10 protein-coding genes are annotated in these 12,686 nt (G+C 40.9%); 6 read left to right on the top strand and 4 right to left on the bottom strand.

The window, feature by feature from the left end:
* Positions 1 to 120 precede the first annotated feature (120 nt).
* From ABWY16_RS09420 to ABWY16_RS09410, 3 genes are read left to right on the top strand one after another with little or no spacing between them, the layout of a single operon-like run.
* Positions 121 to 3,276: a SusC/RagA family TonB-linked outer membrane protein gene (locus ABWY16_RS09420; protein WP_353904394.1), complete on the top strand. Its 3,156-nt coding sequence runs from the start codon at positions 121 to 123 to the stop codon at positions 3,274 to 3,276.
* Between the two features lie 16 nt (positions 3,277 to 3,292).
* Positions 3,293 to 4,657 carry a RagB/SusD family nutrient uptake outer membrane protein gene (locus tag ABWY16_RS09415; protein WP_353904393.1) on the top strand — a complete coding sequence of 455 codons (1,365 nt, stop codon included), beginning with the start codon at positions 3,293 to 3,295 and terminating at the stop codon, positions 4,655 to 4,657.
* A gap of 40 nt (positions 4,658 to 4,697) precedes the next feature.
* On the top strand, positions 4,698 to 6,149 hold the full coding sequence (locus ABWY16_RS09410) for a TlpA family protein disulfide reductase (RefSeq protein WP_353904392.1): 1,452 nt from the start codon (positions 4,698 to 4,700) through the stop codon (positions 6,147 to 6,149).
* Between the two features lie 58 nt (positions 6,150 to 6,207).
* Here ABWY16_RS09410 and ABWY16_RS09405 read toward each other — a convergent pair whose 3' ends face one another.
* The 4 genes from ABWY16_RS09405 to ABWY16_RS09390 form a co-directional block, all read right to left on the bottom strand.
* Complete coding sequence (locus ABWY16_RS09405; RefSeq protein WP_353904391.1) at positions 6,208 to 6,525, bottom strand: hypothetical protein; 318 nt, start codon at positions 6,523 to 6,525, stop codon at positions 6,208 to 6,210.
* 77 nt (positions 6,526 to 6,602) lie between these two features.
* On the bottom strand, positions 6,603 to 7,022 hold the full coding sequence (locus ABWY16_RS09400; RefSeq protein WP_353904390.1) for a MauE/DoxX family redox-associated membrane protein: 420 nt from the start codon (positions 7,020 to 7,022) through the stop codon (positions 6,603 to 6,605).
* Positions 7,023 to 7,162: 140 nt separating this feature from the next.
* A complete protein-coding gene (locus tag ABWY16_RS09395; RefSeq protein WP_353904389.1) occupies positions 7,163 to 7,792 on the bottom strand; it encodes a hypothetical protein in 630 nt (209 codons plus the stop codon).
* Between the two features lie 22 nt (positions 7,793 to 7,814).
* A complete protein-coding gene (locus ABWY16_RS09390; protein WP_353904388.1) occupies positions 7,815 to 8,447 on the bottom strand; it encodes an outer membrane beta-barrel protein in 633 nt (210 codons plus the stop codon).
* 687 nt (positions 8,448 to 9,134) lie between these two features.
* Between ABWY16_RS09390 and ABWY16_RS09385 the strand changes: the two genes are divergently transcribed.
* From ABWY16_RS09385 to ABWY16_RS09375, 3 genes are all read left to right on the top strand, one after another.
* Positions 9,135 to 9,677, top strand: coding sequence for an RNA polymerase sigma-70 factor (locus ABWY16_RS09385; protein ID WP_353904387.1), 543 nt, complete (start codon positions 9,135 to 9,137; stop codon positions 9,675 to 9,677).
* An 85-nt stretch (positions 9,678 to 9,762) separates the two neighbouring features.
* On the top strand, positions 9,763 to 10,860 hold the full coding sequence (locus ABWY16_RS09380) for a FecR family protein (protein WP_353904386.1): 1,098 nt from the start codon (positions 9,763 to 9,765) through the stop codon (positions 10,858 to 10,860).
* A gap of 281 nt (positions 10,861 to 11,141) precedes the next feature.
* A partial coding sequence (locus ABWY16_RS09375; protein WP_353904385.1) for a SusC/RagA family TonB-linked outer membrane protein occupies positions 11,142 to 12,686 on the top strand: 1,545 nt, incomplete at its 3' end.

Genomic DNA, 12,686 nt, shown 5'->3' with positions numbered 1-12,686 from the left:
CTTCGTAACATTTAAAAATAATTATTACTTCAGAAAAAAATGAAAGCGGAAAACAGCTTAATGGGATTGTTATGTCCAAATTTTCGAACTCAGATAAGAGCGGTTACGCTTTTTATCCTCATGCTCAACTGCTGTGCAAACCCTCAGGTATTTGCCCAGGCAGGTTTGCATTTACGGGGGACGGTGCTTTCCCATACAGACGGACAGCCTTTGAAGGGCGCGACGGTGAAAACTACAGAAGGGCTATCAGGCGTGCTCACAGATGAAAGAGGATTTTTCAGCCTTACTACTGCTGCACATCAGGGTATGCTTGTGATCAGCTATGTAGGCTATACTACAATACAGGTGGCATACAACACTGCCAGCAGAGGTCCTTTTAAAATATCGATGCAGCCAAATACTGGCGTGCTCGATGAAGTGACCGTAGCAACAGGATTCCAGACCCTGCCAAAAGAAAGGGCCACGGGATCTTTCAGCCTGGTGGACAGTACATCATTCAACAGGAGCGTATCCAGTGATGTGATCAGCAGGCTCAAAGGTGTCTCCAGTGCATTATTATTTGGTAATGTGACGGCTACGAACGGACTGGGTATAGCTGTCAGGGGCAAAAGCACGATCTGGGCAAACAGCCAGCCCCTTGTTGTGCTGGATAACTTTCCATATGAAGGGGACCTGAATAATATCAATCCTAATGATGTTGAAAACGTTACCGTCTTAAAAGATGCTGCTGCGGCATCAATCTGGGGCACCCGTGCCGGCAACGGAGTGATTGTCATTACCACCAAACGCGGAAGATACAATCAGCCGGTACAGGTATCCTTTAACAGTAATGTAAACACCGGCCGTAAGCCCGACCTGTTTTATGAGCGTAAGATCTCAGCCCCAGATTTTATCAGTGCTGAGAAATTTTTGTTTGAAAAAGGTAAATATAACAGTGCCATTAATGATGGTATTTCTGCTTTAACACCGGCTGTAGAGATATTGCTCAAAGCCAGGGCAGGTACAATTACTCCGGCACAAAGCAATGCACAGTTGACTGAACTGGCAAAACATGACCTGAGGAATGACCTGCTGAAATATTTTTACCGGCAGAGCGTAAGCCAGCAATATGCTTTATCGCTCAGAGGAGGAAGTGACAAACAGCAGTACTACGTATCTGGCGGTTACAATAAAAATCTGGGACAGGCAGTTGGGAACTCATATGACAGGATCTCGATGAATGCCAGTAATACCTATAGCCTGCTGAACCACAGGCTGGAAATCAGCACAGGAATTATTTTTGCAAAAAGTACTACACTTAACAATGCTGTGAGCCCAATATTTGGTGTGGGGGCCATCTATCCTTATGCCACACTGGCTGATGAAAACGGGAAGGCATTGCCAATAGCAAAATACCGTACCGGATTTCCGGGCAGTAAAGCCAATTCCAACTTACTCGACTGGGGCTACAAACCACTGGACGAACTTGGTTTCGCTGATAATTCAGTAAATCTGGTGGATTATCAGGTTTCTTTGGGAGGAAAGTATAAAATCATTGGAGGTCTGAACGCGGAACTTAAATACCGTTATGGAAAAGGTGATACAGAAACGAATAACCACTATAGTCAGGAAACCTATTACACAAGAAACCTGATCAACTCTTACACTCAGATCAATTCAGCAACCGGTGTAGTCACCAGGCCTGTTCCTCTGGGAGGAATACTGAATGTAGCTAATGGAAATTACCAGTCACAGAATTTACGCGGACAGCTTAACTTCAATCAGAACTGGAAGGAAAAACATCAGCTCAATATGCTGGCAGGTGCCGAAGCAGGAGAGTTGAACACGCTGTCAAACCGTTACAACCTTTACGGATATGATTCGCTGCGGGAAACGAGCCTGCCGGTTGATTTCTATAATTCCTACCCAAATTATATTACCGGAGCATCTGCAGTGATCCCTTCGGGATTGGGTATGGGCAGTTTAACAAACCGTACGCTCTCATTTTTTGGAAATGGAGCCTATACTTTTTTGGATCGCTATACTTTATCAGCCTCTGCCAGAAGCGATGGATCTAACTTATTTGGTGTAAAAACGAATCAGAAATGGGCACCTCTCTGGTCCGTCGGCTCGGGCTGGGCCTTAAGTAAGGAGGACTTTTATCATTCAGCCCTGCTGCCATATTTAAAACTGCGGGCCACTTTTGGATATAACGGGAATATCGACAAAAACGTTACTGCTTATTTGACTACCAGAATTACCACAACAAACCGGTACGGCGCTCTTTATTCTTCTGTGCTGAATCCGCCGAACCCCGATCTTACCTGGGAAAGGATAGGGCAGATGAATTTTGCAGCGGATTTTGGTTTCAAAAACAACCGTGTGACCGGAAGTATTGAGTATTACCGCAAGAACGGGAAGGATCTGATAGGGGATGCCCTGCTGGCACCAACCAGTGGCTATGCGAGTTTCAGGGGAAATACGGCTTCGATGAAAGGCAAGGGCCTCGATCTGACTCTGCAGGCGCAGGCACTGAATGGTGTATTCAAGTGGAATACAATGGGCCTGTTTTCTTACACCAAAAGCTGGATAACCGATTATCAGGTAATGCCTTTGAGCAATCCTGATTATATCTCTGGCAGTGTGCCGAAAGTGGGTAGAGATATGAGCGGTATTTATGTCTACAAATGGGCCGGGCTTGATGGACAGACGGGCGATCCTCAAGGCTATCTGAATGGTGTGGTAAGCAAAGACTACGCATCGATGGTTAGGGGAACCAATCCCCTCGATCTGGAATATAAAGGGCCTTCGTCACCGCCTGTCTTTGGGAGCCTACTAAATAGTTTCTCTTATAAGGGCCTTGTTCTTTCTTTTAATCTGATCTATAAACTGGGTTATCGGTTCAGAAGGGAGTCGATGAATTACAGCAGTCTTTTTAGTGGTACTTCGGGAACGGGGCATAGTGATTTTTCAAAAAGATGGCAGAAAGCAGGGGATGAACTCATTACGAATGTGCCTTCGATGGTCTATCCTGCGAATGCAAACAGAGATAACTTTTACCTGCAGTCTGCTGCCTTGATTGAGAAGGGCGACCATATACGTTTGCAGGACGTTCAGCTTTCCTATGGTTTATCTAAAAAGCAGGTACCCATGCTGCCTTTCAGGAACATCCAGCTGTACGGTTATGTAAGTAATCTGGGTATAATCTGGCGGGCAAACCATGCTGGACTGGACCCCGATGTATCTGCTTATCCACTGCCACTGAGCACTGCCCTGGGGCTTAAAATTGATTTGTAAATCTAAATATGACATTATGAAAAATTTAATGCTTTCTGAATACCTGTTGATCCTGTTTTTATTCGTGTTGTTCTTTGTAACCGGCTGCGGCAAATACCTGGATGCTGTGCCGGATAAGAGTCTGTCTGTTCCGAACAGTGTGGCGGATTATCAGGCGCTGCTGGAGAATGAGCTGATGTTTATCAGCGCACCAGCTTTGGGGGAGATAGGGTCGGATGATCTCTACCTGCCTGATGCATTATGGGAAACGCAGGTTTTATTTGTCAGGGATGCCTATCATTGGAGTAAAGATTTGAACGAAGGACTGAATTCATCCAACTGGAACAATCCATATCAGAAAATTTATTACGCGAATATTGTCCTCGAAGGGATAGAAAAGCTGGGGGAATCCCAGCCTTCCGCTGAATTGGATGTTCTGAAAGGCTGGGCATTGTTTTGTCGTGCAAATGCATTTTATGATGTGCAGGAAATTTACGGGCAGCCATATAAGCCGGGTTCAGCAGATCATGATTTAGGTATACCATTGCGGTTAAATACAAATCTCCGGGAAAAGACGCTCCGTGCTTCAGTTCTGAAAACTTTCCAGCAGATTTTAAAAGATCTTGATGAGGCGGTGCGATTGCTGCCGGCAACTGTATTAAAGACGAACAGGAACAGACCTACCAAAGCAGCTGCCTATGCGTTAATGGCTCGGGCAACCCTGATCATGCAGAATTACGGTCAAGCCCTGAAATATGCGGATGAATGCCTGAAGCATTACAATAGTTTAGTGGACTATAATTCCTTTAATCCAGGCTCTACCCTTCCGTTCAGCCCATTAAACGATGAAGTGATTTATACTGGTATCCAATTGTATTACAACGACAGGTCATGGCAGGTTGAACGGGATTTCTATTTATCATATGCCAGTAACGACTTAAGAAGATCCTTGTTTTTTACTGAAGATGCAGCATCAAAAGCAGTTGTATTTAAAGGCTTCTACAGTGCAAGCCCTTATGCGTTTAATGGCTTTACCACTGCTGAAGTGTATATGGTAAAGGCAGAGTGTGAAGCACGGACCGGCAATAATCCTGCGGCACTGACAGCATTAAATACCCTGCTTGTCAAACGCGCCAAGGCCGGTTCATACATGCCTTTTGATGCTTCTTCAGTGCCAGACGTGCTTAGTCTTGTGTTGACTGAAAGAAGGAAAGAGTGTTTATTCAGAAACCTGAGATGGTCTGATTTAAGGCGGCTAAATCAAGATCCTCAGTTTGCAAAAACGCTTACCCGGACAGTTAAGGGTGTGACTTATCAGCTTCCGCCAAATGACCCCCGGTATGCACTGCCAATTCCGGATAGTGAGATCAGAATGAATGATATTCCACAGAATAACAGATAACTATAAATGACAGATAATGAAAATAATAACCATAACACTAATGATATTCCTGACCGTATATGCAAAGGCCAAATCAATTGAGAGGCCACATTTTAATAATAAAAATGTTTCTTTCGAGATCGTTTTAGACCAGGCCATAAAAAATGTTCCTTATCTGCTAGTTTATGAGCAGGGAGTTTATCACCATGACGCAGCCAGGACGGGACAGAAGAACGTGACATCAAAAATAAAAAATGGAAATACCTATTTTTTTGACCTGAAAGCGCAGAACAAGCCACTTTATTTTTCTGTTATGTTATCCCATACAGAAAATGGCATCATAGTTTGTGACGAATACTTTTTTGAGCCAGGCGATTCTATCAAGATCCTGATTAAGCCAGTAAAGTACCCACAAAATTATGATATCCATTTTTCTGGTATCGGCTCGGCAAAATACAATTGTAAAAATGAATTTAAAACGGTTGGCCTGGATGATAAATCGAGAAAGTCTGCATTTATTAATGGCATAGAATACGATACAGCCAATTTTACGATCAGGCAGATTAACAGGTTATATCACGTTATTGAAAAATACAAACCTGAAATGTCTGCCTACTCATATAATTTGCTGCATGCAGATGTATTAGGCCGTGCAGGAAAAGATATTTGTTCATTGGTATGTGACTTGTTCAGGTCATTGAAATCAAAAAGTGATACGGTGTCGTATAAAAAACTTTCCGATAGCTTTAAAAACCGTTTTACGTACGACTTTACTAAGAATGTGCCAGATAACATTCTGTCAGAATCCAAGGAATACAACCAGTTTTTGTTAAACTACTTTTGCGCAAAAACAATGATGGAGTCAGGCTATATTGATTTCAAAATCTTTTTCAATTATATTAAGGAAGTGGATAATGTACCACTGCGGGACAAACTGATTTTAAATTACATTACCAGGTACTGGAGTTTAATAGCCGGTGATCTGGACTACTGCCTGAAAGAGTCACTGAAAATTATCAGTGACAAATCAATACGTGCCAGAGTTAAATTCTTTGAAAATAATGTGATTGGAAGTACTGCATATAACTTTTCTCTGAGGGATGCAAAAGGTAATACGGTAAAGCTAAATGATTATAAGGGAAAGGTTGTATTTATTGATTTCTGGTATACAGGATGTGGTGCTTGTATGGATTACTATGATCAGGTCCTGTCTAAGGTTGAGGAAAGATATTCAGATAATCCCAATATAGTTTTTATCACAATTTCGACGGATAAAAAGGAGATATGGCAAGAGAGTTTAAGTAAAGGCAAACACACATCCCGGAAGGTGATTAATCTATATACAAATAACGAGGGATACAATCATGAAATCATTAAGTATTATAATGTCCGGGGTTACCCAAGACCCCTTGTTATTTCCAGAAAAGGAAAAATTGCAAACATAGATGGCAGAGCCCTGAGAGATATGAGCAGATTGATTGCAGCTATTGAAAAAGAGCTGGATGTTAATTAATCTTAAACACCAGCAGTAGCTATACTGCTGGTGTTTATTTCCATCCTACTGCACTCAACTACAATGGCTCAAAACGCCCTTTTTGCAAAGTTTGAGATTCATCTTTTGGAATTAGATCACCTGGACTTAGGTTCAAATTTGATCCAATTTCACATGCAGTATTGAAACCGTCATTACATATATAACTACTGGTGGGATCTGTAACGTCAGCCTGGATTTCCCACTGGGATCCATCGGCTGTTTCCGCAACTCCATATTGATGTTGAAAAGAAGCTTGCGTGGGTTTCATCGCTATTGTTCCGAAACCTACGATTGTTACCAGTGCGATCGTAATCACACGGACTCTCTGTAAGAGATTTGCTTTATTACTAATCATAACGTTTAATTTAAAAATGAACCCGCATTTGTGTTCAGGGTTTGGGCATTCCCAGACCTGCTGGTAGCAGGATATCTTTATTCGCTTTGTTGTTTTGCCAGGCGTATACCAATTACGGCAATTGACAAAAAAACGGTATTTATAAGCAGATGTACCGGCCAACTCAGATTTTCGAAAGCTGTAGCGCAAGAACAGGGGATACGTTCATAAAATTTGAAGGTAACCAATGCGATATAGATGGTAAAAATGCTTAGTAAGATAGCTGCGCCATATAGCCCTATTAAACTGGTTTTGCGCCATAGTAATAAAATGGTCAGTAACAATTCAACCGCCGGCAGTGCAGGTGCCAGAATAGGCCTGAGTCTCTTATCAAATGGTTGGTTGTCGAGTTGCCAGACGAACCTGTTATATTGCAGGAGCTTGTCAACCGCTGTGTAGATAAACAGCGCAGCAAGAAGAAATATAATAAGTTCTGTGATCCAATGTTTGGCTTTCATAAGTTTAGATTTAAGATTATCATTTCTTCAAAAAAATGATAATCTTAAATTTACTAAATTATGAAGATGCTATCTCAGCCGAAAGTTTCAATATGGTATTAAGCTTTCATCCGTATCAAGGTTAATACAATTGCTGATGATTATTCAAAATAGTATTGAACGCCAACTCTTGGTGCCGTAAAATTTAAGCTGCCACTGAAGCTTTTAATGCTGGCTCCGATTGGAGAATCATTATAATTTATACGGCTATAGTAATAGCTGATGCCCCCCAGGGCAAAGTCAATCCCAAATTTAGATGTAGGGAAGAAAACAAGTCCGGGAGAAAGCTGTCCACCATAAACGTCTACCTTATAATCATTAATTGTATAATTATTTCCGGATTCAAATTTGGATTTACTGCGGTTATAATAACCCGATAACTGCGTGAAAAACTTGAATTGTTCGGCTATATTGATATACTTACGAACATATGGATTAAAGATAATACCGTGGTTTTTGGATAAAGGGTTTTCATTTACTACATCGGAACCAGTATTTTGCCTGTATCTGCTGTACTGATAACCGATTCCCGCCCCGATAGCCAGATTGTCTGCAATCAGATAACCTGCGTTTGGAAGCAATAGTAAGCCTCTGGTGCTGGAAAATGAACCATCGTTTTTGGCCGAACTGAATTCAACATCACCTCCAACAACAAATTTTCCTGCTTCGGTTTGTGCTTTACTACACAATGCTGTGGCCAAAAATGCCATACTAATTATTATTCTTTTCATTTTTTGATTTGTTCAGCAACAGTTAAAAATAATATTGGATACCAATTATTGGGCTGAATAAATCCGTACTGATACTAAAGTCATGGGAGGAAACAGAAGGGCCAGCTTCAGGAGTGGTTTTGATATAATGATAGCCAATACCTTCTACAGAAAATTCGATACCGAAATTCCTCGATGGAAAGAATGCGAGTCCGGGTGCCAGTGTGGCGCCAAGATTATGATACGTATTCACATCATGATAACTGCCGTTACCGACGTTTATCTCTTTAGCTTTTGTATTTCCGAAAGACATGGGCAGGGACAACTGGCCAAAGTATTTGAATTGTTCTGTTATCCTGCCATATTTTCTTAAGAAAGGATTAAATACAAATGCCTGATCTTTGGTAGTGGTATACTGGAAAATATTATTGTCAAAAAGATAAATGTTGCGGGTTTTATTGTAGCTGTAACCAATTCCTGTTCCCAGAGCAAGGTTCTCTGCTAGGAAATAGCCGGCACTGGGCAGAATGGCATAGTATGTGTTTTTATAATTATTATCCTGTTCCTGAGAATTGAAGGTAACATTACCTCCCAACATGAATTTTCCTTTTTCAGTTTGGGCGTAGGAATGCAGGGCTGCAAATCCGAATGCAGCAATCATAAATAATTTCTTCATTGTTTGAGTTATATATCTGGTTTTAATTGTTGAGACATTCTTTTATTTTGTAAATGAGATGTCGCAGCTAATTTATAAATTAAATATAAATAACAAAGTGAATTACTGATTAAGAAATGATTTATTTAATATTGTAAAGGGACAACTGATCCTTGTAGAAGTTGAGTAGAAAGGTAGAAGTACCTGGATAAGGTTCGGTTAATTAATAAGGGAGAGAGAGGGATGTACTATATGGACCACCGCAAAAGCGTTGCAAATGTATTGTAATCCATTTGAGAAGCAGTTGCTGTTAGAAACTTATTTACGATTGAAACTGCGTAATAGAACAGCGATTAACGAAATTGTAATAATGGTTGGTAACAGGTAGATCACCATATGTCCTAACTGATAACCAATCTGAAAAAAAATTGTATTAGTGTTGCCCATAAAACAAGTATAAATAAAAATTTTAATTTTTTATATACCGGTGGAAAACTTTTTAGGATAACCAGATCAATGGCGTATTTCTATGATCAGCGATAAACTGAATAGGGATAGCCTTTCATTCTATTTTGATCAATTGTAACCGTAATTGATCGGTATAACGCCTTTAAAGCAAGTCTAAGCCGGTATGTTCAAATTTTCATTTTTCCTGCCAAAAGCGATTTATTTTTAATATTATTGATTGATAATTAATAATCATAGGATTTGACTATACAAGACCTGATCAGGCGTATTCATATTGACGAAGACGAATCTGCCTTTAATGAATTGTATAAACAATATATAGCCAGGCTGTATCAGTTTGCCTATTCCTTTCTGGATGACGGTGAAGCTGCAGAAGAGATTGTTAATGACGTACTGATCAGGCTCTGGGTAGGGCGAAGGAATCTGGGAGAAATTCGCAATACACAGGTTTATCTCTACACTTCCATTAAAAACATGTGTCTTAATCACCTGCGAAGTGTATCTTCAAAAAAGAACAATGAGCAGAAAGTGTTTGAAGCTTATTATTTTCAGCTATCAGTAGATCCCTCGCAGCTGCTGATCAGTAAAGACCTGTCCGGCCACGTTTTGAAGGCGGTGAATCAGTTACCGGAACGCTGTAAACTGATCTTTAAAATGGTGAAAGAAGATGACCTCAGTTGTAATGAAGTTGCTTCCATTCTGGGTCTTTCCCCCAAAACGGTATTCGCGCAGCTTGCTATTGCACTTAAAAAACTCGATTCTGCTTTAGGTTTAAACAGCTAATTCGTTTTACATTCATTTTATTTTAAATTCCTTTAAGAATATGTGGATCCTCGCGTGTCTTTATAAGAGATACAGACAAATATTTATGGGAAAATCCAGATTTATTGAGCTTATGGCTAAAAACATCGGAAAATCTGCCACAAAAGAAGAACTGGAAGAGCTTGAAGTCTTTTTAAATCAGTTTCCTGAATATAAAAAGATGCAGGGCGTAGCAAATGCGTTGGAGCTGAAAGCGAAAGAGAATGCGGGTAGATTTGAGGAAAGAGATCTGAATTTGGGATTGGCTAAGCTCTGGGACCATATAGGGGAATTTGAAGCAGCTGATGCACAAGCTGCTGCTCAGGAAACAATATTAGCTCAGGAAAAAAGTACAGGAGGCTACAGGATCTGGATGGCTGCTGCTGCTGCTATACTGATAGTCTGTCTGACAGGTTTTTACTTCTACTCCAGCAACCGGTCGGGCAGTTCTGCTGATGAAATGGTAATGAACAAAATCTATGTTCCTTTTGGCAAGACCAGAGAATTAACTTTGCCTGACGGAACTAAGGTAAAACTCAATTCAGGCAGCAGTATCAGCTGGCCAAAGTCTTTTGCCAAAAACAGCAGGGAAGTAAATTTGAAAGGAGAAGGCTTTTTTGAAGTGACAAAGAACCTCAAAAGGCCATTTTTAGTCGTCACAGAGCAGCTTACGGTAAAGGTTCTGGGAACAATATTTAATGTGAAGGCCTATGCTGATGATAAAAATACTGAAACCACCTTATTAAGGGGAAAGGTACAGGTGGAGTTAAAGGACAAACCGGAGAAAAATATTATTTTGCTGCCGAACGAAAAACTAATAGTAATGAACGAATCTTTTCCGGCTGACGATAATGTTAATAATACAGAAGCCAGAACAGAATATCAATTGAAAAAACTGCCAAATATCAAACCTGAAGATTTCAAAGAGACCGCCTGGTTAACCAACAGACTGGTCTTTATCAATGAGAACTTTGAAGCTGTAGCCAGACAAATGGAAAGAAAATATAATGTGCAGTTTGTATTTGACAGTCAGGCACTTAAAACTGAACAGCTCAGCGGTGTGTTCGAAAATGAACCACTTGAAGAGGCACTTGGCATTATCAAAATGACAACACCATTCAACTTCAGGAAAGAGGGACGGATAATTCACATTTTACACCAATAATCATTAAATAGGAACCACCAGCTCATCAAACAAACAACTCACCAATTAACCATAAACCGAACCATGGAAAAACTCTACTTATCAGATTCCTGAAAATCCTTGTAAACAAGGGAAGAGCTGCAACTCTTCCCCTCAAAAATACGGGCAAATTCACAGGAGTAAGTATGTTAATGGGCTTACTCCATTCCTTAATTTTCTTATCAAAGGTAAGGAAACCTGCAGGAGCTATCAAATGATAGTTTTGGCGGGCTTCAGCACCTTTGGGAAACAATTTTAATCTCATGAAAAAAATTAAAAGAGACTTTCCTGTGCGTTGTGCAGGGCCGGTCCTCAAATTTATCCTGCTAATGAAAGTAGCGTTATTATTCGTAATGGTCACATGCATGCAGGTTTCTGCACATGTTTATTCCCAGCAAAAGTTTTCACTCGATCTGAAACAAACTGAGGTAAGCAGTATACTGACCCAGCTCCAAAAAGAAAGTGACTACCGCTTTTTTTACAATTATGCCAGTATCAAAAAGCTGGGTAAAGTAAATGTGCAGGTGAAAGATGCCAGCGTAGATGAGATTCTGGCCGCAATTATTGATAACAAGCTTCCCTATAAGATAGCCGATGATCATGTAGTGGTATTTTATGATACTGAAAACATAAACGCCCAGCTTACCATACGCGGTAAAGTAGTGGATAAAAATGGGCAGACACTGATCGGTGTAAGTGTCAAACTCCAGGGAACAAATGTGGGGGCGACCACAAATGCCAACGGCGAATTTTCGATCAAAGCACCGGATAATGGCGTGCTGGAGATCAGCTATATAGGATATGAAAAACAGATCGTTCAGATCGGTGGCAGGACAAGCTTCACGGTGACGCTGGCAGAAACCAATGCAAACCTGAACGAAGTTGTAGTTGTAGGTTACGGAACCACGAAAAAAATCGATGTTACAGGATCAATTGCCAGCGTAAAAGGAAGCGACATCCAGAACTTACCTGTCAGTTCTGTAACGCAGGCGCTTGATGGCCGTGCAAGTGGTGTAAATATTGTGCGGAATGATGGCTCACCCGGTGCCGCATCAAGTATCAGGATCCGTGGTACGGGTACGATCAACGATGCCAATCCTTTGGTAGTAATTGACGGAGTACCTTCAAGTAATCCGGATGCATTGAGTGATGTGAATCCAAACGATATCGCGTCGGTAGAGATCTTAAAAGATGCATCTTCGAGTGCGATATATGGTACGAGGGCAGCCAATGGGGTAGTTCTTGTAACTACCAAAAGAGGTACTTACAGTCAGAAACTGACAACTACGATCAATGCCTACACAGGTATTTCCAATTCAACGAAATATATCGACCTGCTTACCGCTCCTGATCTGTATACCCTGAAAAGAGAAAGATATACAAATGATAACGTGGCAATTGAAGCACCCTGGAATGATCCATATTATTCTACACAAAGGACCGACTGGCAGAAAGCAATCCTGGGAACAGGAAAGGTAAATAACGCTGATATCAGTATCCAGGGTGGAAATGAGGCTTCAACTTATTACTTCTCGTCGTCATATTATGATGAAAAAGGAATTATTGATAAAGCATACTTTAAACGTTTCAGCACAAGGATCAATTCTGAGCACAAGCTTAAGCCCTGGATTAAAGTGGGGCAGAACTTACAGCTGACTTACGGTGAAAGCAACTCATTTGATAACTTAAGCTCTCAGACCGGATTACTGTTCTCAGCACTGCGTTTTAACCCTGCTATCCCAACTGTAAATGAGGATGGTACTTTCGGTACATCCAAAGCTTATGCAAATCAGCTGGGAGATATCAAC

The sequence above is a fragment of the Pedobacter sp. genome (assembly GCF_040513095.1).
In the GTDB taxonomy this organism is placed as follows: Bacteria; Bacteroidota; Bacteroidia; order Sphingobacteriales; family Sphingobacteriaceae; genus Pedobacter.
The sequence above is the reverse complement of the archived record's forward strand: the minus strand, read 5'-3'. Positions and strand labels throughout refer to the sequence as shown.